20 protein-coding genes and 1 riboswitch are annotated in these 22520 nt (G+C 75.7%); of the genes, 7 read left to right on the top strand and 13 right to left on the bottom strand.

The annotated features are described in order from the left end of the window. Nucleotides 1-16 precede the first annotated feature (16 nt). The gene (gene hemW, locus V2J63_RS04040; RefSeq protein ID WP_331229716.1) at nucleotides 17-1270 is read right to left on the bottom strand and encodes a radical SAM family heme chaperone HemW; all 1254 of its coding nucleotides are present in this window, start codon (nucleotides 1268-1270) and stop codon (nucleotides 17-19) included. A gap of 142 nt (nucleotides 1271-1412) precedes the next feature. Continuing rightward, entirely contained in the window at nucleotides 1413-3287 is a 1875-nt protein-coding gene (lepA, locus tag V2J63_RS04035; protein WP_331229715.1) for a translation elongation factor 4, read from the bottom strand. 292 nt (nucleotides 3288-3579) lie between these two features. Here lepA and V2J63_RS04030 point away from each other — a divergent pair, with 292 nt between their 5' ends. Next, nucleotides 3580-4164: a hypothetical protein gene (locus V2J63_RS04030; RefSeq protein WP_331229714.1), complete on the top strand. Its 585-nt coding sequence runs from the start codon at nucleotides 3580-3582 to the stop codon at nucleotides 4162-4164. Between the two features lie 130 nt (nucleotides 4165-4294). Here V2J63_RS04030 and V2J63_RS04025 read toward each other — a convergent pair whose 3' ends face one another. Genes V2J63_RS04025 through V2J63_RS04015 form a run of 3 tightly spaced genes read right to left on the bottom strand, consistent with a single transcriptional unit; the run spans nucleotide 4295 to nucleotide 7733 of the window. After that, on the bottom strand, nucleotides 4295-5134 hold the full coding sequence (locus V2J63_RS04025; protein WP_331229713.1) for a transglutaminase family protein: 840 nt from the start codon (nucleotides 5132-5134) through the stop codon (nucleotides 4295-4297). After that, nucleotides 5131-6060, bottom strand: coding sequence for an alpha-E domain-containing protein (locus V2J63_RS04020; RefSeq protein WP_331229712.1), 930 nt, complete (start codon nucleotides 6058-6060; stop codon nucleotides 5131-5133). The genes V2J63_RS04025 and V2J63_RS04020 overlap by 4 nt, the downstream gene beginning before the upstream one ends. Further along, a complete protein-coding gene (locus V2J63_RS04015) occupies nucleotides 6054-7733 on the bottom strand; it encodes a circularly permuted type 2 ATP-grasp protein (protein ID WP_331229711.1) in 1680 nt (559 codons plus the stop codon). Before V2J63_RS04015 ends, V2J63_RS04020 begins: the two co-directional genes overlap by 7 nt. A 53-nt stretch (nucleotides 7734-7786) precedes the next feature. Here V2J63_RS04015 and V2J63_RS04010 point away from each other — a divergent pair, with 53 nt between their 5' ends. The 3 genes from V2J63_RS04010 (at nucleotide 7787) to V2J63_RS04000 (ending at nucleotide 10181) form a co-directional block, all read left to right on the top strand. Next, the gene (locus V2J63_RS04010) at nucleotides 7787-8440 is read left to right on the top strand and encodes a type II toxin-antitoxin system PemK/MazF family toxin (RefSeq protein WP_331229710.1); all 654 of its coding nucleotides are present in this window, start codon (nucleotides 7787-7789) and stop codon (nucleotides 8438-8440) included. A 228-nt stretch (nucleotides 8441-8668) separates the two neighbouring features. Further along, the gene (gene rpsT / locus V2J63_RS04005; protein WP_331229709.1) at nucleotides 8669-8929 is read left to right on the top strand and encodes a 30S ribosomal protein S20; all 261 of its coding nucleotides are present in this window, start codon (nucleotides 8669-8671) and stop codon (nucleotides 8927-8929) included. A 253-nt stretch (nucleotides 8930-9182) separates the two neighbouring features. After that, nucleotides 9183-10181, top strand: a complete 999-nt coding sequence (locus V2J63_RS04000) for a DMT family transporter (protein WP_331229708.1) — start codon at nucleotides 9183-9185, stop codon at nucleotides 10179-10181. Nucleotides 10182-10288: 107 nt separating this feature from the next. Here V2J63_RS04000 and V2J63_RS03995 read toward each other — a convergent pair whose 3' ends face one another. The 5 genes from V2J63_RS03995 to V2J63_RS03975 all read right to left on the bottom strand — a co-directional run bounded on the left by V2J63_RS03995 (nucleotide 10289) and on the right by V2J63_RS03975 (nucleotide 16655). After that, entirely contained in the window at nucleotides 10289-10912 is a 624-nt protein-coding gene (locus V2J63_RS03995) for an NUDIX domain-containing protein (RefSeq protein WP_331229707.1), read from the bottom strand. Next, nucleotides 10909-11877: a DNA polymerase III subunit delta gene (gene holA / locus V2J63_RS03990; protein ID WP_331229706.1), complete on the bottom strand. Its 969-nt coding sequence runs from the start codon at nucleotides 11875-11877 to the stop codon at nucleotides 10909-10911. Before holA ends, V2J63_RS03995 begins: the two co-directional genes overlap by 4 nt. Next, nucleotides 11874-14546 carry a ComEC/Rec2 family competence protein gene (locus V2J63_RS03985; RefSeq protein ID WP_331229705.1) on the bottom strand — a complete coding sequence of 891 codons (2673 nt, stop codon included), beginning with the start codon at nucleotides 14544-14546 and terminating at the stop codon, nucleotides 11874-11876. The genes holA and V2J63_RS03985 overlap by 4 nt, the downstream gene beginning before the upstream one ends. Further along, entirely contained in the window at nucleotides 14543-15649 is a 1107-nt protein-coding gene (locus tag V2J63_RS03980; protein WP_331229704.1) for a ComEA family DNA-binding protein, read from the bottom strand. Before V2J63_RS03980 ends, V2J63_RS03985 begins: the two co-directional genes overlap by 4 nt. Before the next feature lie 61 nt (nucleotides 15650-15710). After that, a complete protein-coding gene (locus V2J63_RS03975) occupies nucleotides 15711-16655 on the bottom strand; it encodes a DegV family protein (protein WP_331229703.1) in 945 nt (314 codons plus the stop codon). Between the two features lie 94 nt (nucleotides 16656-16749). On the opposite strand from V2J63_RS03975, the gene V2J63_RS03970 reads away from it, so the two are divergent. After that, nucleotides 16750-18222: a gluconokinase gene (locus V2J63_RS03970; protein ID WP_331229702.1), complete on the top strand. Its 1473-nt coding sequence runs from the start codon at nucleotides 16750-16752 to the stop codon at nucleotides 18220-18222. A gap of 16 nt (nucleotides 18223-18238) precedes the next feature. On the opposite strand, the gene V2J63_RS03965 is transcribed toward V2J63_RS03970, so the two are convergent. Together V2J63_RS03965 and V2J63_RS03960 are read right to left on the bottom strand one after the other, a co-directional pair. Further along, entirely contained in the window at nucleotides 18239-19072 is an 834-nt protein-coding gene (locus V2J63_RS03965; protein ID WP_331229701.1) for an LLM class flavin-dependent oxidoreductase, read from the bottom strand. Nucleotides 19073-19141: 69 nt separating this feature from the next. Next, nucleotides 19142-20212 (bottom strand): LLM class oxidoreductase, encoded by a 1071-nt coding sequence (locus tag V2J63_RS03960; protein ID WP_331229700.1) that lies wholly within the window; start codon nucleotides 20210-20212, stop codon nucleotides 19142-19144. Nucleotides 20213-20492: 280 nt separating this feature from the next. Further along, nucleotides 20493-20614: riboswitch (SAM riboswitch) on the bottom strand. A gap of 357 nt (nucleotides 20615-20971) precedes the next feature. Between V2J63_RS03960 and V2J63_RS03955 the strand changes: the two genes are divergently transcribed. Beyond that, nucleotides 20972-21511 carry a flavin reductase family protein gene (locus tag V2J63_RS03955; RefSeq protein ID WP_331229699.1) on the top strand — a complete coding sequence of 180 codons (540 nt, stop codon included), beginning with the start codon at nucleotides 20972-20974 and terminating at the stop codon, nucleotides 21509-21511. 9 nt (nucleotides 21512-21520) lie between these two features. Here V2J63_RS03955 and V2J63_RS03950 read toward each other — a convergent pair whose 3' ends face one another. Then, nucleotides 21521-21943: a hypothetical protein gene (locus V2J63_RS03950; RefSeq protein WP_331229698.1), complete on the bottom strand. Its 423-nt coding sequence runs from the start codon at nucleotides 21941-21943 to the stop codon at nucleotides 21521-21523. Between the two features lie 88 nt (nucleotides 21944-22031). Between V2J63_RS03950 and V2J63_RS03945 the strand changes: the two genes are divergently transcribed. Next, nucleotides 22032-22505 (top strand): Rieske (2Fe-2S) protein, encoded by a 474-nt coding sequence (locus V2J63_RS03945; RefSeq protein ID WP_331229697.1) that lies wholly within the window; start codon nucleotides 22032-22034, stop codon nucleotides 22503-22505. Nucleotides 22506-22520: the final 15 nt, after the last annotated feature.

Raw genomic sequence — 22520 nt, 5'->3', positions numbered from 1 at the left:
TGGAGCTCCCGCGCGCTCACGCCGTGAGCTCGCGCACGACGGCGTCGGCGAGCAGCCGGCCCCGCAGGGTGAGGACGATCCGCCCGGCGCGCGCGGGCGCGAACTCGACAAGGCCCTGGGCGAGGAGGCTCGCGACGGCGTGCCGCTGCGCCTCCGGGACGCGGCCGGTTCCCGGCGCGAGCTCGAGCCCCTCGGCGAGCCGGACGCCGAGGAGGACGCGCTCGATCTCGCGTGTGCCGTCGTCGAGCACCTCGCGCGCGGCCGCCGGGCTCAGCCCCTGCTCGAGGCGGTGGGCGTAGGCGCGCGGGTGCTTGACGTTCCACCAGCGCACGCCACCGACGTGGCTGTGGGCGCCGGGGCCGATGCCCCACCAGTCCTGCCCGCGCCAGTAGGAGCGGTTGTGCTGCGAGGCGTGCTCCGGGCCGCGCGCGAAGTTGCTCACCTCGTACCAGCCGAGGCCCGCGGCGGAGAGCACCTCCTCGGCGAGCTCGTACTTCGCGGCCTCATCATCTCCGTCGAGCATCGTCAGCTCGCCGCGCCGCACCTGGGCGGCCATCTTCGTCCCCGGTTCGACGACGAGCGCGTAGGCGGAGACGTGGTCCGGCTCGAGCGCGACGGCGGCGTCGAGGCTCGCCCGCCAGTCCGCCATCGACTCCCCCGGCGTGCCGTAGATGAGGTCGACCGAGACGCCGAGGCCCGCGGCCCGCGCCCAGGCGACGACGTCGGGCAGGCGGGCTGGGTCGTGCGTGCGGTCGAGCGTGGCGAGCACGTGGGGCACGGCGGACTGCATGCCGAAGGAGACCCGCGTGAACCCGGCAGCGGCGAGCGTCGCGAGCGACTCGGGCGTGACGGAGTCCGGGTTCGCCTCGGTCGTGACCTCCGCGCCCGGCCCGAGACCCCACGCGTCGCGGACGGCCCCGAGCATCCGGGCGAGGTCGCCCGCGGGCAGGATCGTCGGGGTGCCGCCGCCGACGAACACGGTCGCGACCTCCCGCGCGGGCATCCCGGCCGCGCCGAGCGCCGGGTCCGCGAGCACCCGGGCGGCGAGGTCGATCTCCCGCAGCGCTGTCTCGGCGTAGGACGCCTGGCTCGCGCCCGCCCCGAGCTCGGTCGCCGTGTACGTGTTGAAGTCGCAGTACCCGCAGCGCACGGTGCAGAACGGCACGTGGAGGTAGACGCCGAAGTCCCGCGCGTCGGCCCCGTGAGCCGCGGAGACGGGGAGCGCGCCGTCGTCGGGCGCCGCCTCGCCGTCAGGCAGGGCGGGACTCACGAGAGTCGCCCCGCACCCGGCCGGGAAGAGCGGTGCAGGGTCGTGGCGGGCCTGGCGGGAGCCGCGAGGAACGAGCGGCGGATGGAAGACCCGGCGCCGCTCTCCTCGGCCGGACCCACCTGCGCGGCGAGGTCCGTCCGGCTCACTTCTTGGCCTTGGCGTCCTTGCCGCCGGGGCCCTCGCTGCCCAGCGCCGCGATGAAGGCCTCCTGCGGCACCTCGACCCGTCCGATGTTCTTCATGCGCTTCTTGCCCTCCTTCTGCTTCTCGAGGAGCTTGCGCTTACGGGTGATGTCACCGCCGTAGCACTTGGCGAGCATGTCCTTGCGCAGGGCCTTGACGGTCTCACGGGCGATGACGCGCGCGCCGACGGCGGCCTGGATCGGCACCTCGAACTGCTGGCGGGGGATGATCTCGCGCAGCTTGCCGGCCATCATGACGCCGTACGCGTAGGCCTTGTCCTTGTGGACGATGGCGCTGAACGCGTCGACGGCCTCGTGGTTGAGGAGGATGTCGACCTTGACGAGGTCCGCCGCCTCGTCGCCGGCGGGCTCGTAGTCGAGGGAGGCGTACCCGCGCGTGCGGGACTTGAGCTGGTCGAAGAAGTCGAAGACGATCTCGGCGAGCGGGAGCGTGTAGCGCAGCTCGACGCGGTCCGCGGAGAGGTAGTCCATGCCGAGCTGGACCCCGCGCCGGTTCTGGCACAGCTCCATGACGGCGCCGATGAACTCCGCCGGGCACAGGATCGTCGCCTTGACGACCGGCTCGAGGACCTCCATGACCTTGCCCTCGGGGAACCCGCTCGGGTTCGTCACCCGCACGCGGGAGCGGTCCTCCATGACGACGTCGTAGACGACGTTCGGCGCGGTCGAGATGAGGTCGAGGTTGAACTCACGCTCGAGCCGCTCGCGCACGATCTCGAGGTGGAGCAGCCCGAGGAACCCGCAACGGAAGCCGAAGCCGAGCGCCACGGACGTCTCCGGCTCGAACGCGAGGGCCGCGTCGTTGAGCTTGAGCTTGTCGAGGGCGTCGCGCAGGACGGGGTAGTCCGAGCCGTCGATGGGGAAGAGCCCGGAGAACACCATCGGGCGCGGCTCGCGGTACTCGCCCACCGGCTCGGTCGCGGGCTTGTGGGCCGAGGTGACCGTGTCGCCCACGCGGGACTGGCGCACGTCCTTGACGCCGGTGATGAGGTAGCCGACCTCACCCACGCCGAGGCCCGCCGTCGGCGTCGGCTCAGGCGAGCTGACGCCGATCTCGAGGAGGTCGTGCGTGGCGCGCGTCGAGAGCATCGTGATGCGCTCGCGCGGGGAGAGGTTGCCGTCGACGACGCGCACGTACGTGACGACGCCCCGGTAGGTGTCGTAGACCGAGTCGAAGATGACGGCGCGTGCGGGACCGTCCGGGTCCCCGACCGGGCTCGGGATGTCCCTGACGATCCGGTCGAGCAGCTCGGTGACGCCCGCGCCGGTCTTGCCCGAGACGCGCAGGCAGTCCTCAGGCTGCCCGCCGATGAGGTTGGCGAGCTCCTCCGCGTACTTCTCCGGCTGGGCGGCCGGCAGGTCGATCTTGTTGAGGACGGGGATGACCGTGAGGTCGTTCTCCATGGCGAGGTAGAGGTTCGCCAGCGTCTGCGCCTCGATGCCCTGCGCGGCGTCGACGAGGAGCACGGCGCCCTCGCACGCGGCGAGGGAGCGCGAGACCTCGTAGGTGAAGTCGACGTGCCCGGGGGTGTCGATCATGTTGAGCGCGTACGCGCGCTCGCCCTGCTGCCACGGCATCCGCACGGCCTGCGACTTGATCGTGATGCCGCGCTCGCGCTCGATGTCCATCCGGTCGAGGTACTGCGCGCGCATGGCGCGGTCGTCGACGACGCCGGTGAGCTGGAGCATCCGGTCGGCGAGCGTCGACTTGCCGTGGTCGATGTGGGCGATGATGCAGAAGTTGCGCAGGAGCTCCGGGGCGGTGGCCGACGGGGCGATCTGCGCGTTGAGCGCGGGGCTCGGGATGGGGGGCACTGATTGCTTCCTCGGGACGACGTCGCGCGGGCCGCTCGGGTGCGGCGTGCGCCGGGACAGGCTCAGACCATGGTCGCATGAGCGCGCCGCTGCGCGGCACCGGTGCGACCGGCTCGCCCGAAGGAGCCCGATCGCCGCGCGCCCGTGCAGGCCGACCGGGACGCGCGCCGCGCGGCCGAGACCGGGTGCGTCGTCCTCGGCCCGCACGTCGGCCGGCACCTCGGCCGGCACCTCGGCCCGCACCTCGGCCCGCGCGGCGCGACGCGGCCGCGCGGCGTGGCAACCTGGTGGCATGACTGCGATGGGCGACGCCCTCAACCGGGTGGTGCCGAACCTCGTGCGGCTCTCGCGCAAGCCGGGACGGATCCTCCTCGTCGCGGCCGGCGTGCCGGTCGCCGCGTTCGCGCTGCTCGGGTTCCTCCTCGGGCGCGGCGCCGAGTCCTGGGCCGCGTGGCTGCCGTTCGTCGGCGCCCTCGTCCTGGCCGTGCCGGTCCTCCTCCTCGCGTGGCGCCGGGAGCGGCTCCAGCGCACGACGGCGTCACTCGTCGAGCACCCGACGGTCGCCCCCGGCTCGCAGGAGATCGTCGTCGGGACCACCGGCGGCGGCGCCCAGGACGCCCAGCGCGCGCAGCTCGAGTCCGAGCTCGGCCTCCTGTCCGAGGCGTACGCCGAGCACCAGGTGCGCACCGCCCGGTGGCTCCCGGGCGTCGAGGCGACGCAGCGCTCGCTCCTGCGGGCCGCCGGCGGCCCTGTCAACGCCCCCTACCTCCGGGACGACCTGCGCGTGACGCTCCTCGCCTTCGTCGGGACCGTCGCCGCGATCCCGCTCGGCGTCCTCGGCACGTTCGGCGCGGCGATCGCCCTCCTCGTCGGCTGAGCCCGGCCCCCGGGCACCGCACCGACGAGGTCGCTGGCCGGGAGTCTCGGCGGCGGCTGCACGACCGGTACCCGCCAGCGGTCGGCCGGCGGCAGGCACGCGGGCCCGACCCAGCCGTGCGGCAGGGCCCCTACGCCTCGAGGGTGATGGCGACCTCGACGTGCTGGGTCGAGGCGCCACCGCCGGCGTAGACCCCGCGCAGCGGGGTGACGTCGCGGTACTCGCGCCCCCGCGCCACGAGCACGTGGTGCTCGCCGACGCCGATCCGGTTCGTCGGGTCGTAGGCGTACCAGTCGCCGCACCACAGCTCGATCCACGCGTGGCTCTCCCCGAGGGCCACCTCGCCGACCGTGCTCGCGGCGAGCGGGTGGAGGTAGCCGGAGACGTACCGGGCGGGGATCCCGACGGCGCGCAGCGCGCCGGCGGCGAGGTGGACGATGTCCTGGCACACGCCGGTGCGCGCCTGCCACGCCTCGGCGGCGCGGGTGTGCACGCTCGTGGCACCCGGCGCGTACTCGACGGCGGCGCGCAGCGCGTCGCAGATCGCCACGCCCGCCTCGTGCGGCTCACGCCCGGACGCGGAGTCCTGGGCGAGCTCGACGAGGTCGGCGTCGGGCGCCGTCGTCGGGGTCAGCATGAGGAACTCGCTCATCCGGTCCTGGAGCGCGCCGGCGCGCAGCGCGTCCCACCCGCACGTGACGACGTCCCCGCGGGGCGCGTCCCGCTCCACCCGGGACTCGGCGACGACGGTGAGGGTCTCGTGCGGGGTGAGCGCCTCGAAGGCGTCGACCTGGGTGCCCCAGTAGTCCCGGTACTCCTGGGACCACGTGCTCGGCGTCGCCTCGAGCCGCGAGGACAGGACCCGCTGGCCGGGGAAGGTCACCGGACGCATCCGCGCCTCGTTGTAGGAGGCCGTCACGGGCCGCTCGTAGGTGAAGCTCGTCCGGTGGACGATGTGGAGCCGGCTCACAGCGTCCCTCCCGACCAGTCCGGCGGCTCCCCGAGGAAGTACCGCTGCCGAATGGCGTCCGAGGCGCGCGAGCACGCCAGCTGGATCGTCTCCATCTCCGCGGGCAGGTTGCCGAGGAGCTCGGCGAGCGGGCGGTACTCGAGCCCGGTGCGCGCACGCCCCAGCATGCGGGTGGCGTCCTCCCGGACGGACCCGTCCGAGGGCCGCGGGCTGAGGTCGGCGAGGCACTGCTCGGCGCGCTCCATCGCGTGGACGACGGAGCGCGGGAAGAGCCGGTCGAGGAGGAGGAACTGCGCTGCCTGGGAGTCCGCGACGCGCCCGCGGTAGGTGCGCAGGAACGCCTCGTACGCGCCGCACGAGCGCAGGAGCGTGGCCCAGCTCGGCCCGCCCGCCCCCGCCACGGCGCGGCTCGCGACGAGCCGGGCGGTCATGTCGGCGCGCTCGATGCTGCGGCCGAGGACGAGGAACGTCCACGTGAGGTCGCGGCTCGTCGCCGAGTCGGTGATGCCGGCGACGATGGCGGCCCGCTCGCGGACCCACCCGAAGTAGTCGTGCGCCGGCACGCCGTGCATCATCGACGGCAGCGTGTTCCACGTCGTGTTGAGGCACTCCCACATCTCGGTCGAGATCGTCTCCCGGGCGCGCCGCGCGTTCTCGCGGGCCGCGACGAGCGCGCCGGCGATCGATCCCGGCGAGCGCCGGTCGTAGGCGAGGGCGGAGAGGACGCTCTGGCGGGTGACGGGCCCGCCGTCGGAGGGGGCCGGCATCCCCATGATGGCGAGCAGCGAGCGGCAGGCGGTGTCCTCCTCCACCCACGGGTCCTCGAGGAGGAGCTGGAGGTGGACGTCGAGGATGCGCGCGGTGACGTCGGCGCGCTCGACGTAGCGACCGATCCAGAAGAGCGACTCGGCGATGCGGCTCAGCACGGCACGCCTCCGCCCGCGCTCGGGAACCGGCGCGCGCCGTCGTCGGCGGCCCCGCCCGGGTGGGGTGCGGGGTGCGCCTCGGCCCTACCCGGGTGACGCGCGGCGGCCCCGCCGGACTGCTGCTGCTGCTCCTGCTGCTCACGGACGCCGTCGGCGGGGCTCGCGTCCATCGGTACCCCCGCCACGTCCGACCCGTGACCGGTCTCGGGCAGGACGCTCGGGGCGGCGGCGCCGGCCGGGCGGCGCTGACCGAGCACCCACGTGTCCTTGGAGCCCCCGCCCTGGGAGGAGTTGACGACGAGCTGGCCCTCGGCGAGCGCGACGCGGGTGAGGCCGCCGGGCAGGACCCAGACGTCCTCGCCGTCGTTGACGGCGAAGGGGCGCAGGTCGACGTGGCGCGGCCCGACGCTCTCCCCCGTCAGGGTCGGGACGGTCGAGAGCTGGACGACGGGCTGGGCGATCCACCCGCGCGGGGCGGCGCGCAGCCGCTTCCTCGCGGCGTCGAGCTCGGCGCGGGAGGCGGCGGGTCCGATGACGATGCCCTTGCCACCGGAACCGTCGACGGGCTTGACGACGAGCTCGGCGAGGCGGTCGCAGACCTCCTCGAGCGCCTGCGGGTCCTCGAGGCGCCACGTGTCGACGTTGGCGATGAGGGGTTCCTCGCCGAGGTAGTACCGGATGAGGTCCGGGACGTAGGTGTACATGAGCTTGTCGTCCGCCACCCCGTTGCCGACGGCGTTGGCGATCGTCACGTTCCCGGCGCGCGCCGCACCGAGCAGACCGGGGCAGCCGAGGAGCGAGTCGGACCGGAAGGCGACCGGGTCGATGTACTCGTCGTCGACACGCCGGTAGATGACGTCGACGCGCCGGCGCCCCTCGGTGGTGCGCATGTACACCCGCCCGCCGGAGCAGAAGAGGTCGCGCCCCTCGACGAGCTCGACCCCCATGAGCCGGGCGAGCAGGGAGTGCTCGTAGTAGGCGCTGTTGTAGACGCCGGGGGTGAGGACGACGACGACCGCGTCCTCGACCCCCTCGGGTGCGGCCGCCGTCAGCGCGGCGAGGAGGCGGCGCGGGTAGTCGGCGACCGGTCGGACCCGCAGCCGCGCGAAGAGCTCGGGGAAGCCCTGGGCCATCGCGCGCCGGTTGGACAGGACGTAGCTGACGCCGGACGGGACGCGGACGTTGTCCTCGAGGACGCGCCAGCGGTCCTCCGCGTCCCGGATGACGTCGATCCCCGCGACGTGGACCCGGACCCCGTTGGCGGGGCGGATGCCCCGGGCGGCGCGGGCGAAGTGGGCGGAGGAGACGACGAGCGAGCGGGGCAGGACGCCGTCGGCGATGACACGCTGGGGGCCGTAGACGTCGGCGAGGAGCGCCTCGAGCGCCCGCACCCGCTGCGCGATCCCCGGCGCGAGGACGTCCCATTCGTCGGCGGCGATGACGCGGGGGACGGTGTCGAGCGGGAAGGGGCGCTCCTCACCGCCGACGTCGAAGGTGATGCCCTGGGCGAGGTACGTCCGCGCGAGGGCGTCGGCCCGGGCCTGGAGCTCCCCCGCCGGGAGGTGGTTCATCGTGGTGTGGACGCCGGTGTAGGCGTCGCGGACCGCGCCGCCGTCCCCGAACATCTCGTCCCAGGCTGCGCCCGCCGGGTAGGTGTCGAACAGGCCGGTCACGTTGATCAGCGTAGCGGCGCGCCCGCCCTGCTGCGCGTCGCTAGCCTGGCGGGATGAATCCACTTCTCCAGCGCGTCCTGCGTCTCGCCCGCAGCACCGTGACGTCCGCGGCGCGGCGCTCCTCCGCCGGTGCGGGGACTCGGGACGGACGGGCGCCGTCGCCCGCGCCCCGCGACCGCCCGACGCCCACGCCGTCGCGCCCGCGGGCGTCGGGACCGGAGACGGTCGTGCCGTCCTCGCGGGGGCGCGACGCCGCTGACGGCGCGACGACGCACGACCGGGTCCTCACCCGCGGCGCGAGCGAGTACGACGTCGCGGCGCTCGGCCTGCCTGCCCTCGAGTACAGCCCGGAGCCGGACGACCAGCCGGACCCGGGCGAGGTCGTGTGGGCGTGGGTGCCGTACGAGGACGACCCGTCCGAGGGCAAGGACCGCCCGGTCCTCGTCCTGGCGCGCGAGGGCGCGGGGCTCGTCGCCGCCCAGATGACGTCGAAGGACCACGACGCCGACCGGGCCGACGAGGCCCGCCACGGCCGCCACTGGCTCGACGTCGGCACCGGGGCGTGGGACTCCCAAGGCCGCGAGAGCGAGGTCCGCCTCGACCGGCTGCTCTGGCTCGACCCGGGCGCGGTCCGCCGCGAGGGCGCCTCCCTCCCCCGGGCGCGGTTCGACGAGGTCGCGCGGGCGCTGCGCAGCCTCCACGGATGAGCGTCCGGACAGCGCCGACGGCGTCGCGGCGCTCGCGAACGTGACGGGCACGACACGGCAGGCGCCGCCCCGCTGCTGGTAGACTGCCGGGCTGAGCCTCCGCCAGGTCGTGCGGGGGCTGGCCCATGACCACACCACGGGTGTCCCCACGCCCCAGTCCCGGTCATGGCACTGCCCTCACAGACCCATACTCATATCGCTCCGGCGAACGCACGAGAGAGCTAACACGTGGCGAACATCAAGTCCCAGATCAAGCGCATCCGCACCAACGAGAAGGCGCGCCTGCGCAACAAGGCCGTGAAGTCGGAGCTCAAGACGCACGTCCGTCGCGTCCGCGAGGCCGTCGCCGCCGGTGACAAGGAGACCGCCGCGACGGCGCTCCAGGTCGCCGGGCGCAAGCTCGACAAGGCCGTGAGCAAGGGCGTCATCCACGCCAACCAGGCCGCGAACCGCAAGTCGAAGCTGGCCAAGCAGGTCACGGCTCTCTGAGCCGCCCTCCCGCTCGAGGTGACGGCGTCGCTCCCCACCGGGAGTGGCGCCGTCGTTCGTCGTGGACGCACCGGCGCCCACGACCGCGTCGCGCCGCCGAGGTGCGTGCCCGTCGCCGCCCGCTCGTGCACGCCCGTCGCCGCCCCGCCGCGGTGCGCGCCAATCGCCGCGCTCTTCCGCACGCCCGTTGCGGCGCACTCCCCCGCCGCCGCAGCGCAACTCCCCGCTGACCGCCCAGATCGGTAGGACCTCCGTGCCCGGCTCCCCCGAGCTCGCCCAGAGCATGCGCGCGCCCCTCCCGGCGTGGCTCGGTGTCATGTGCGCCACCGCCATGGGCGTGGCCATCCCGGTCCAGTCCCGCATCAACGGCCAGCTGGGCGACGAGCTCGACGACGGCATCACCGCCGCGCTGCTCAGCTTCGCCGGAGGTCTCCTGCTCCTCGCGCTCGCGGCCCTCGTGCTCCCGGACCTGCGGCGCGGGCTCCGCCGCCTGCGCCCGGCGATCGCCGGCGGCAGCGTGCCGCGCGTGTACGTCCTCGCCGGTCTCATCGGCGCGTTCCTCGTCTTCACCCAGTCCACGATGGTCGCGCTCATCGGCGTCGCGGTCTTCACCGTCTCCGTCGTCGCCGGCCAGACGCTCGGCGGCCTGCTCGTCGACGGCGTCGGCTTCGCCCAGGCGGCGCGGCGCCGCCCCACCGCGGCGCGGCTCGTCGGTGCGGTGCTCGTCCTTGTCGCCGTCGCCATCGCGGCGTCGGGGTCCTTCCAGCCGGGGCGGCCGGTCCTCGCCCTCCTCGGCCCGGCGGCCGCTGCCGTCGTCGCCGGCCTCCTCACCGGGTTCCAGCACGCGATGAACGGGCGGATCGGGTCGGTCACCGGCTCCCCGCTCACGGCGACCGTGACGAACTTCCTCGGAGGGACCGTCGCGCTCGGGATCGCGTTCGCCGTCAAGACCGTCGTCGCGGGCGGCCCCGGCCCGCTGCCGGGCGAGTGGTGGCTCTACACCGGCGGCCCGCTCGGCATCATCTTCATCGCCGGGTCCGCCGCCCTCGTCCCGCACACCGGCGTGCTCCTCGTCGGGCTCGGGACCGTCACCGGGCAGCTCCTCGGCTCCCTGGCCCTCGACGCGTTCGTCCCCGCGCCCGGCGCCGGCGTCACGGCGGCGACGGTGGCCGGCACGGTCCTCGCGCTCCTGGCGGTGACGGTCGCGACCGTGCCGTGGGGGCGGACCAGACGCCGGGCTGGCGAGGCCTGAACCGTGCGGGCCGGCGAGGCCTGAACACGTGCGGGCCGGCGAGGCCCTGCCCGTGCGGGTCGGCGAGCGCTGAGCGCGCCTCCAGTCCCGGCAGCGCCGAGCGTCCGCTAGCCGGCGGGGTCGGAACCGACTGGGTCGAAGCCGACGGTGACGACGGGGGGCAGGTCGCCCCGGAGCAGGCCGTCGAGGACGACGCGCTCGTGCGGGACGACCGGCGCGCCGAGCTCGTCGAGGCGGTCGAGGGCGATCCAGCGCAGGTCGGCCGTCTTCGCGTCCTCGGCGGCGCGCGGCTCGCCCTCCCAGTGCCGGCAGGAGAAGAAGAAGTCGACCCGCTCGTCGATGGCACGCCCGTTCCCGGCCGTGCGGTGCATGGCCGTGAGCGGGAGGAGGTCCGCGGCGGCGATCCGGACCCCGAGCTCCTCGCGGGCCTCGCGCGCCGCGGCGGCGTGGACGCTCTCGCCCGCCTCGACGTGGCCGGCGGCGCCGCAGGCCCAGTACCCGTCCATGTAGCCGGTGCCGCGGCGGAGCTGGAGGAGCACCTCGGGCCCGTCGGCGCCGGCGCGCGTGAGGACGACGTACGCCGCCGGGACGACCTGGAAACGGCCGTGGTGGTCGCCGGGCGCAACCGGGTCAGCCTGCGCCGCGGGCAGGTCTGCGGGATCGCCCGGGGCATGCGCCGCGCCGGCCGGGCCGGTCTGCTCGCCCGCCGCCGCGCCGGGCGTCCCGCTCACGAGCCGCCCCGGCTCGCGGCGATCCGCAGGACGGCGCGCTCGACCGCGAACTCCGGGTCCCGGCCCATCCCCTTGACCTCGGCGTCGGCGGCGGCGACGGCGGTGATGGCGGCCGCGAGCCCCTCCGGCGTCCACCCGGCGAGGGACCGGCGCGCCTGGTCCACCTGCCACGGCGCCATGCCGAGGTCCGCGACGCTGTAGCCGCTGCGCCCGCGCGTGGCATCGACCTTCGCCATCGTGCGGAGCTTGAGGGCGAGCACGGCGACGAGCGGGACGGGGTCCGCACCCGTGCCGAGGGCGTGCCGGAGGAGGGTGACGGCCTCCGCCGCGTGGCCGGCGATCGCGGCGTCGGCGACGCGGAAGCCGGACGCCTCCACCCGACCGCCGTGGTAGCGCTCGACGACGTCGGACGTGACCGTCCCGGTCGTGTCCGCGACGAGCTGGAGGCAGGCCGCGCCGAGCTCGCGCAGGTCAGACCCGACGGCCTGGACGAGGGCCTGGACGGCGGCGGGCTCGACCTGCCGCCTGGCGCGCCGGAACTCGGCGGAGACGAACGCGGCCTTGTCGCCGTCCTTCTTGATCTGCTCGCACGCGACGACGGGGTGCCCACCGGCGACGACGGCGTCGAGGAGCTTCTTTCCCCGCTGCCCGCCGTTGTGGCGAAGGACGAGCCACACGTCGTCGGGCGTGTTGCGCAGGTAGACCAGCACGTCGTCGATGAGGGCGTCGGTGCAGGCCTCGACCCCGGCCACGACGACGCAGCGCTTCTCCCCGAACAGCGAGGGGCTCGCGATCATCTCGAGCTGGCCCGACTCGTAGCCGGCGGCCTCGAGGTGCGTGACCTCGACGTGCTCGTCGTCGGCGCGGGCCTGGTCGAGGAGCCGCGCGACGGCACGGTCCGCGAGGAGACCCTCAGGGCCCCGGACGAGCACGACGGGCGCGAGCGTGACGGCGTCCCAGCTCACCCCTGCGGGCGCTGGGCTCGGTCTGCGGGTCCTCGGTGGCACGGGTCCAGCCTGCCACGACCTACCGACAGCCTCAGGCGACCGGTGCGCGGGCGGCAGCCCGACACCGCCCCGAGGCCGCCGCGCGTGCGGACGACGGCGACCGCCCCGCACTCGTCCGTGCGCAGGACGAGCGCGCCGCCCGCGCGGTACATCGCGAGCGTCGTCGGCGCGGGGTGGCCGTAGTCGTTGCCGGTGCCCACGCTGACGAGGGCGAGCCGACCCGCCAGGTGCTCGGCCAGGGCCGCGTCCTGCCGGGGCGAGCCGTGGTGCGGGACGAGGACGACGTCGTCGGGCGGGCCCGGCCCGCCCGCAGCATCCGCGAGGCGCAGCTCCCGCAGGAGGCCGCGCTGCCCGCCCGGCTCGATGTCCCCGAGGGCGACGACCGAGAGGCCCGGCGTCTCGAGCCGGACGACGAGCGAGAGGTCGTTGACCGCGTCACCGTCACCCGCCGGTGCCGCGGACACGGCACGCGCCGTCGGCCAGAGCACCTTCCACCGGACGGGCTCGGCCCCGTCGGTCCCCGCGTCGCCCGCCGCGGGCCGGAGCACCTCGACGCCGGCGTCCGCGAGATCGTCGAGCACGGCCGCTGCTGCGGCTCGCGGCTCGCCGTGCGGGCTGAGGAGCGCGCGCTCGACGGTCCGGCCCTCCATGACCGCCGCGAGGTCACCGACGTGGTCCGCGTGCAGATGGGTGAGGACGAGCAGGTCGAGGTGCGTGACACCCAGCCCCCGCAGGCAAGCGTCGGCTCCGCCGTCGAGCGGGCCGACGTCGACCATGACCGCGGCGCCCGGCCCGCTGCGGACGACGAACGCGCTGCCCTGCCCGACGTCGCACTGCACGGCGAGCCAGCCCTGCGGCGGCCACGCCCCCGGCCACCAGGCGGTCACCGCGCGGCGCGGGCCCGGCACGACGACGAGCAGGGCGACGACGACGAGCACGACCATCTGCGCGGGCCGCCAGGTGAGACGCCGCGCGAGGATGATGGCCACGATCGTGACGACGACGAGCGCCACGGCGCCGGGCGCGCCCCCGAGCCAAGGCACCTGCGCGCCGGGCAGGCCCGCCCAGAACGTCGCCATGAGTGCGATCCAGGCCGTGAACCACCCCGCTGCGCCCGCGAGCGCGCCCGCCGCGTCCGGCCACCACGGCGCGCAGAGGGTCGCGAGGACGCCGAGGACGGTGGCCGGTGGGACGGCGGGGGCCGCCAGCACGTTGGCCGGCACCGCGTAGGTGGCGATGCCGGGGCTGAGGAGGATGATCACCGGCGCGCAGCAGACCTGGGCTGCCGCCGGCACGGCGATCGTGTGCGCGAGCCAGCCGGGCAACCGGGTGGACAGCGCCTGCGCCCACGGGCCGGCGAGCAGGACGAGCCCGCCGGTGGCGAGCACGGAGAGGACGAACCCGTAGGAGCGTGCCATCCACGGGTCGACCAGGAGCAGGACGACGACCGCCGCGCACAGGCCCGGCAGCGCCCGGGCCGGGCGGCCGAGGAGGAGCGCGACGAGGGCGACGGCGCCCATCGTGGCGGCACGCAGCACGCTCGGTTCGGGCCGGACGAGGACGACGAACCCCACGAGCACGAGCCCGCCGAGCACCGCCCGTGTCCAGCGGGGCACCCACACGAGCAGGGCGAGGACGGTGCCGAGGATGATGGCGACGTGCGCGCCCGAGACGGCCGTGACGTGGGTGAGCGAGACCGCCGTCATCGCGGCGTCGAGCTCCGGCGGCAGCGCACTGTCGTCACCGACGGCGATCCCGGGGACGAGCCCGCGCGCCTGCGGCGAGGCAGCCGCGACGGCGTCGACGAGCCCGGCCCGCATGGCCCCCGCCGCCCGCTGGTAACCAGGGGGCGGGCGGACCACCTCCGGCCCACCGGCGACGAGGAGCGCGACGACGTCGTCGCCCGGGTCGGTGGCGACGAGCCGCCCCCGTGCCTGGACCGTCGCGCCGAGCGTGACCGACGCCCACTCCTGCGGTCCGAGGACGAGGACCGGCGCCCGGGCGGCACCGACGACGCCGCGACGCTCGACCGCGCCGACGTCGAGGCGCACCCGGTAGCGCGGCTCCGTGTCCCACGCGTGGGCCGGCGCGAGCGGTGCCGGGTCCGCGGCGACCCGCCCCGTCAACGCGACGCTCGCCGACCGCTCGGTGAGCACCGCCAGGGTGCCGCTCGTGCGGACGTGGACGTGCCCGGCCACCGCGAGGAGCGTGGCAGCGGCCACGGCACCGGCGACGAGGACGGCCGCCGCCACCGGCGCGTGCACAGCGGCGCGGTGGCGCCCGGAGGGAACGTTCCCCTCGTCCGTGCCGCCCTGCTGTGACGTCCCGCGGAGCCGGCCGCTGCGCCCGGGCAGGTCTCCGCCGCCGCGCCGCCACATTCCGCTGAGCCGACCGGTGCGCCCGCGCGGGTGTGCGGAGACGCGGGGGCCGGTCGGGTCCCGCGCCCGGGGGCTCGCGCGCCGAAGCTCGCGGACCGTCCGGACGGCAGGCCAGACGCACGCGACCGCCACGAGCGTGCCGCAGACGGCTACGGTCGCCGCGGGCACGAGGACGCCCCCGAACGCGAGGAGCCAGGCCACGAGCGCCGCCGGCACGAGGCGGGCGTCGACGGGCGGGACGGGCTTCACGGACGCACCCGCTCTCGCAGCCGCTCGAGCGTCGTCGGCCCGATGCCCGAGACCTCGAGCAGCTCGTCCGCGGCGAGGAAGGGACCGTTGTCCGTCCGCCAGTCGAGGATCCGCTGCGCGATCGCCGGCCCGACCCCGGGCAGGGTGTCGAGCTCGGCCAGCCCCGCCGTGTTGAGGTCGACGACACCATCCGCCCCGAGCGCGCTGCCCGTCGCCGACCCGCCACCTCCCGGTGCACCCGCGCCGGCACCCTCACCGCCCGCGGCGCTGCCAGCGCCGCCGGAGCCACCCACCGGCCCGGGCGCCACGCCGGGGACCGCCTCCCCGACGGCCGGGACGTACACCTGCTCGCCGTCGACGAGCACGCGGGCGAGGTTGATCGCGGCGAGCTCGGCCGTCGCGAGCGCCCCGTCCGCCGCGTCGAGCGCGTCAGCCACCCGCGACCCCGCGGCGAGCCGGACGACGCCGGGCCGGGTGACGGCACCCGCGACGTGGACGACGACGGCGCCGGCATCGCTCCCCCGGTCGGTGCCGGGCGGGCCAGTGCCCGCAGGCGAGCCGGCGGCGTCGTCCGCGCCGCCACCTCCGCCGCCCCCACCGCTCACGTCGTCACCGCCGCTACCGTCACCACTGCCGCCGCGGTCACCACCTCCACCGGCGCCGTTGCCGCCACCTCCCTGCTCGCCGACTCCCTCAGCTGCGCCGCCTTCCGACGCCCCGTCCGCCCCCTCCTGCTCGGCGCCGCCGTGCGGGGCGCCGGCCACCGGCGGCAGCAGCACCGGATCGGTCGGGCCGACCACGAGCGCGCGCGCACCGAGCATCCCGGCGAGGAGCAGGACGACCGTGCCCGCCACGAGCGCCGCCCGGGAGGGGACCGCCCACCGCCGGGACCGTCCGCGCGGTCGCCGCGGCCCCGCGCCGTCGCGCACCCCCGCAGCGCTCCGCGCAGCGTGGCCGCCCCGTGCCGGTTCCTCGGTCAGCGGCGCACCGATCTCGCCGTCAAGGTCGAGGTGGCCGGCCGTGGCGTTGTACGCGCTCCGGGTCAGGCTCCGCAGCCGCTGGCTCTGCGGGCCGGCCGCCCTCCGTGCCCCGTGACCGTCCACGCGCCGAACGTAGGTGCGCGCACCCGTACGTCGGCCGGCCCCACGGCCACGCTGGGGACGGTCAGACCTCGGACCGCGATGTGGAGGAAGCCCGGGCGGCGGGCCCGGCCGGTGCGACGACGAGCCCGAGGCACCCCGGCCCGGTGTGCGCGCCGATGACGGCCGTGACCTCGCTGAAGATCAGCTCGGCCACGTCGGCGCCCGTCTCCTCGAGCCGCTCCCGCACCTGCGTCGCGAGCGCGTGCGCGTCGTCGGCCGCGTCGAAGTGGTGGACGGCGACCCGCACCCGGGCCGCCGTTCCCCGCGGGGTCGCGGCGCCGGGCCCGCCCGCCGCCCGGACGGCGTGCTCGACGAGGCGGCGGCGGGCGCGCGCCGCCCCCCGGACGGTCTCGAGGACGGCGATCCGCCCCGCCTCGATGCCGAGGATGGGCCGGATCCCGAGCGCGGACCCGACGAAGGCACGGGCCTGGCCGATCCGCCCGCCCCGGGCGAGGTGGTGCAGGTCCGCCACGACGAAGAACACCCTGCTCCGGGCGGCCACCTCGCGCGCCGCGGCGAGGACGCGCTCGACGTCCCCGCCGGCGGCCGCGACCTCGGCCGCCGCGATGGCCGCGAGGCCGGTCCCGGCCGCCGCGGTCCGGGTGTCCACCGCGTGGATGCGCGCGCCGGGACGGGCATCGGCGGCCGCAGCCGCCGCGACCCGCGCCGTCTCGCCCGTCCCCGACAGCTCGGCGGAGATGTGGAGGCTGACGACGGCGTCCGCCCCCGCGTCGAGGGCGGCGACCATCGCGTCGGTGAAGGTGGCGGCGCTCGGTTGGGACGTCGTCACGGTCGCGCCGGCGCGCATGGCACTCGCGAGGTCGGTCCGCGTGAGCGTGACGCCGTCGTCGGGGAGGTCCTGCCCGTCGAGGATGACGCGCAGGGGGACGACGGTGATGCCGAGCTCCGCCGCGCGCTCCGGCGGCAACGATGCCGTGGAGTCGGTGAGGACCGCGACGCCTGCCATGGCCTGACCCTACGGCGCGCGGGGAGCGGACGTGACCCGTTGGTGCCGGGCGCCTAGCATCGAAGCCCAGGCCCCCAGCCCTCACGAGGTGCGCATGTCCGACTTCAGCGTCGAGCTCGCCGACGCCGCAGGCCCGCTCGTCCTCGCCCTCGACGTCGGGTCGACCGGCAGCCGGGGCGGGGTCTACGACACGGCCGGCCTGCCGGTGCGCGGGCTCCGGCACAAGGTGCGGCACCAGTTCACGACCGGCGCAGACGGCACCTCCGTCATCGACCCGGACACCGTCGTCAGCGAGGTCGAGGACATCCTCACGGCGCTGGCGCAGCCGCACCTCGCCGGCCGTGTCGCGGGCGTCGCGCTCGACACCTTCGCCTCCTCCCTCGTCGGCGTGGACGCGGGTGGGCGCGCGCTCACGCCGTGCTTCACGTACGCCGACGCCCGGTGCGCCGACCAGGTCACCGCCCTGCGGGCCGAGGTGGACGAGGAGTCGCTCCGGGAGCGGACCGGCACGCGCCTGCACTCCAGCTACCTGCCCGCTCGCCTGCGTTGGCTGCGCGAGACCGATGCCGTCACGTTCGCCGCGGTGCACCGGTGGCTCTCCGTCGGTGAGTACGTCTACGACCGGCTGCTCGGGACGACCGCCGTCGGCACCTCGACGGCGGCGTGGACGGGCCTGCTCGACCGGCGGACCGGGGCGTGGGACGACGGGCTCCTCGCGCTCGCCGGCATCACCCCCGGGCACCTCTCGGAGGTCCGGGACCCGGGCCGGCCGCTCACCGGTGTCGAGTCACGCTGGCCCGCACTCCGGGGCGCGGCGTGGTTCCCCGTCATCGCGGACGGGTTCGCCGCCAACGTCGGCGTGGGCGGCGAGGACCCGTCGGTCGCCGTCGTCTCCGCCGCCACGAGCGGCGCCATGCGGATGCTCGTCCCTGGCGTGCCGGCGCACGTGCCGGGTGGGCTGTGGTGCTACCGGGTCGACGCAGACCGGTCCCTCGTCGGCGGCGCGCTCAACGACGTCGGGCGTGCGGTGAGCTGGCTCGAGGGCACCGTCCGCCTCGACGGCGCCGACCTCGGTGCGGTCCTGTCCGCCGCGCCGGACCCGACCACGCCGGCGGTGCTGCCCTACTTCAGCGGGGAGCGCAGCACCGGCTGGGCCGCCGGTGCGCGGGCCGTCCTCGCGGACGTCACCGCAGCGACGGCGGGCCCGGCGCTCTTCCGGGCGACGATGGAGGGTGTCGCGCTGTCCTACGCCCGGGTCGCTGCCGAGCTCGCCGCCGTCGCCGGGGCGCCTGAGCGGATCCTGGCGGGCGGTCGCGTCACCCAGGACTTCCCCACCTGGCTCCAGGTGCTGGCCGACGCTCTCGGCGCGCCGGTCTCCCCTGTGACGATCAAGCGTTCGACGCTCCACGGCACGGCGCTCATCGCCCTCGCGTCCCTCGCGCCGGGAACGCCGCGCGCGAGAGTGACGACGGGGACGACGTCGGCGCCCGTGCCCGACCGGGCGGAGTACTACGCCGGGCGCGGACGCCGGTACGCGGAGCTCTACGCCGCGCTCGTCGCGCCCTGAGGGCGCACCCGGTCGCTCACGTGACGGGCGGCCCCTGCCGGATGCGGTCGAGGAGCGTCTGCGGGGTCTCGTGCTCGAGGTCCCAGTACGAGTCGACCCACCACGTCGCACCTGCCGCGGCGAGCGCGCGGACGTGCTCCCGAGCCGCCGCACGACCCTCCGGCAGCTCGCCCTCGACGACGACGTCGAAGGATCCGGCGTCACCGCCACGGCGCTGCCCGACCCACGCCACCATCGCCGCGAGGTCGGCCGGCGTGAGCTGCTCCATCGCCTGCCCCCGCGGCTGAGGGATCACGCCGTCCCAGGCGGCGGCCCGGCTCATCGAGCGCTCGGACGGCCAGGCCGCGACGACCCAGACGGGGATGCGCGGGCGCTGGACGGGCAGCGGGCGGAACATCATGTCCTCGGCCCGGTAGTGCGCACCGCCGTGGCTGAAGGTCTCCCCAGTCCACGCCTGCGCGAGGAACGCGAGGGTCTCGTCGAGCCGCTCGGCGCGGGCGCGGCGGTCGGTCACCTCCCCGGAGACGCGGCTGTAGCCGCCGTCGTCCACCGCACCGAGGCCGACCGGCAGGACGAGCCGCCCACCCGAGAGGTGGTCGACCGTCAGGGCCTGGCGGGCCACCTCCCACGGCTTGCGCCGGGGCAGGGAGAAGACCATGGCCCCGATGCGGATCGTGCGCGTCCGGACGGCGACGGCACCGAGGACCGCCCAGGGATCGAAGGTCTCGTGGGCGCCGATCGTGATCCCGTCCCACGTGAAGAAGCCGTCCCAGCCGCAGCGCTCGGCCTCGACGGCCATCTCGAGGATGTCGTCGGTGCCGCCGCAGCTCGCCACGAAGCCGAACTTCATGCGTCCGAGGCTAGTCCCGGGGACGCGTGCGAACCAGGCCCCCGGGTGCCCCTCCCGCCCGCGGTCCGTTCAGGCCGGGCGCGCCGCGAGGGTGCGGGCCGCCTGGCTCGGCGGCCGGACGACGCGGACGGGCGCACGGCGGGCCTGCGGCTTCCGGGCACCGTCAACCGCGGGACGCGCGGGCGCCGCGGCGGGCGCCGCGGCCTCGGCGAGGAGGCCACGGGCGCGCAGGCCCGGCACCACCTCGCGCAGGAGGGCGGCGACGTCCGCGGGCACCGAGCCCGGCAGGATGACGAACCCGTCGGCCGCACCCGCCGTGATCCACCGCTCCATCGTCTCGACGACGTCCTCGGCCGTCCCGACCGCCTCGAGCGCGCCCGCCCACGACGGGTGCTCGCCGGCGATGTCCGCGACGAGCCCGGCCCGTGCCTCCGCGGCGCCGCGGTCGGCCGAGATGACGGTGTGGAGGTCGACGAGCACGCTGACGTCACCGCGCCCGGCGGCGCGGGACGTCGCGCGGACGGCGTAGCGCAGCTCCCGCGCCCAGCTGAGGTCGCGCTCGCGCACCCGCACGACGTCGGCGACGGAGCCCGCCAGCTCGATGTCCGCCTCGGAGCGCAGCGGCACGACGACCCTCGGGCGGGCGACGGGGCGGGACCCCGGCCGCGTCCGGCCGAGCGAGCGGCTCACGTGGTCGAGGACGTCGGCGACGGCGTCCGCCCGCGCGGTACCGGCGCTCACTTGTAGCCCCGCCCACGTCCCGGCAGGTCCCGCCATCTGCGCGAGCTCACCGGCGAGGGCGCCCGGGTCGGCCTGCCGGAGCGGGACGCTCGAGACGAGGCCCGCCGAACGGGCGTGCGGGCTGATGCGCCTGGCCGCCACGACCGGGTCGAGCCATGCGTCCCGGCGCACGGCTCGGTCGGAGCGCAGGCGGAACTGCTCGTCGAGCGCGACGAACGCGACGCCGCCCTCGTGCGCGGCGCGAGTGTAGGAGGCGAGGCGGGCGAGGTTCGCCTTCTCGACGGGCAGGTCGACACCGAGGGAGCTGCTCCCCGGGTCGGCGCCGAGGCCGGTGAGGTCGAGGCCGAGGGTCGTGCGGGCGGAGTCGGTGGGCCGGGCAGGGAGGTAGGCAACAGTCATGGGGGCACGTGTCCATCTGGTGTCGTCGCGCAGCGCGCGCAAGAAGGAGTGCTGCCGCAGGTCGTCCCGGGGCGCGCGTGCCACTCGCCCGCGCCGGGGCCTCGTCAGCGGTGATGCGTCAGCGCGGGGTGCGCCGGGGCATCGCTGGGTACGTCGTCAGACCGACATACAGGGACGACAACACATGCGCATGGAGCAGCGAGGCGAGATGGGGCTCAACCTGGGGCTCGGGTGCGTGCTCATGGTCGTCCTGCTTCCTTCGTGCTCGTGCACCAGAGGTGCGCAGCGTTGCCTCACGCCATTCGTGAGGCCAGGTCATCACCCGGGGCACCCCGCGCACGTGCGGGGTTGTCGACCAGCAAGCCGGGGCTTTGCGCGAGTAGCGCACTGGTGCTCTGAACCTGGGGCAGACGCTAGAGGAGACATGCTTCACATGTCAACAATCGGTCGGGCGCGTCTCAGGTTCCGCCGCGCGAGACGTGGCAGAGGTCCGCGCGACCAGCCGCGCCCAGCCCGATCTCCTCTCACATGTCGAGATGAGTGGACGCAGCGGTGGTCTGCGTCTCCCCTGGCGAGACGGCCGACCCCGCGTCGCGACAGCGGCGAGCCGCCGCGTACGGTCCGGCTCAAGGGACATCGATGGGTCACGAACCCGCTCGACCGACGACCCGTTCGGCGCGCGCGACCGCCCGCCGGGAATGGCGGCGCACCCCCAGCGTTGTCATAGACAGATGTAGTCGAGACCGATCGGAGCGTGGCATGAGCGCCGAGCACGCCGTGGGGCTGCACACCGTGCAGCCGGACTACCGCGAGATCAGCGCCGCGGACTTCAAGGGGGTCTTCCGCCACCACCCGGCTGGGGTCGGCGTCGTCACCCTGCGCGGCCCGGACGGTCCGGTCGGGTTCACCGCGACCTCCGTCATCTCCGTCTCCGCCGCGCCCCCGGTCCTCGCGTTCTCGCTCGCGGCGACGTCGTCCTCGCGACCGGCGCTCGAGCAGGCGGACAGCGTCGTCGTCAACTTCCTCGCCGAGGACCAGCGGGACGTCGCCGCCCGCTTCGCGGCGCGCGGCGTCGACCGCTTCGACGGGGTCCGGTGGGCGCCGCTGCCGACCGGGGAGCCCATCCTGCGGGGGACGACGGCGTGGGTGCGCGGCGTCATCGAGGAGCGCATTCCCGTGGGCGACAGCCTGCTCATCACGGTCCGCGCCGTCCTGGCGCAGCAGTCCGAGGTGCGCAACCCGCTCGTCTACACGAACCGCACGTACTACCGGCTCGACGACGCGACGACGCTCTCGTAGGGACGACGCTCAGCGGCGACGCCGCCACCACCGCGCGAGGAGCAGCGCCCCGCAGACGAGCCCGACGAGCTCGGCCACGAGCGCCGTCGTCTGGGACACGCCCCAGAACGGCTCCCGCACGCCGAAGAGCCCCACGGTCGTCGAGACGAGGAACGCGAGCGCCGTTGCCGCGGAGAAGCCCACAGCGGCCACGAGCCACACCGGGTGGCGCCAGACGAGCAGGGCGAGGCCGATGACGATCCCCGCCACCCCGTTGAGGAGGAAGAGCGGCCCGATGATCTCGATGGCGTCGAACCCGTCGAGGTAGAGGTAGAGGTGGACGACGGCGGAGACGAGCACGCCGGCGGCCGTGAGCCAGCGCAGGACGGTCGAGGAGCGCGGCTCGGGCACGGCGGCGCCGGGTGGGCGGGCCTCGGCAGCTGAGCTCGGCATGGCGATCCCTCTCTCCTCGGCTGTGTACGGCACGCGCCGCACGTTGTACGTTCCCACCATGGACGCGACGTTGTCCGCACAATCGCCGATGTGTCCCAGCCGCCGGGCCGTGCTCCTCGGCGCGGGGTCCGCCGCCGGGCTCGTCACGCTTGCCGCCTGCGGCGCCGACGGCGGGACGCCCGGTCCGACGGGCGGCAGCGCGCCACCGTCCGAGGGGGGCGGCTCGTCCGCGCCGTCCGGAGGCAGCGGCTCCCCCGCACCGTCGGGCGCCGAGCCGCTCGTCGCGCTCGCCGACGTCCCCGTCGGCGGGGCCGTGGCGGTGACGACGCCGGACGGCGCCGAGATCCTCGTCGCGCAGCCGTCGCAGGGCGAGGTCGTGGCCTTCAGCGCGATCTGCACGCACCAAGGGTGCGTCGTCACCCCCGAGGACGGGACGCTGCGGTGCCCGTGCCACGGCTCGGAGTTCGACCTCGCCACCGGTGACGCCCTGCGCGGGCCGGCCGAGGACCCCCTGCCCGCGGTGTCCGTCGAGGTCCGCGACGGAGGCGTCGTCGCGAGCTGACGCGCGACCACCGAG

The organism is Georgenia wangjunii, from assembly GCF_036421975.1.
GTDB lineage: Bacteria > Actinomycetota > Actinomycetes > Actinomycetales > Actinomycetaceae > Georgenia_A > Georgenia_A wangjunii.
This window is presented reverse-complemented; position numbering and strand designations above follow the sequence as displayed.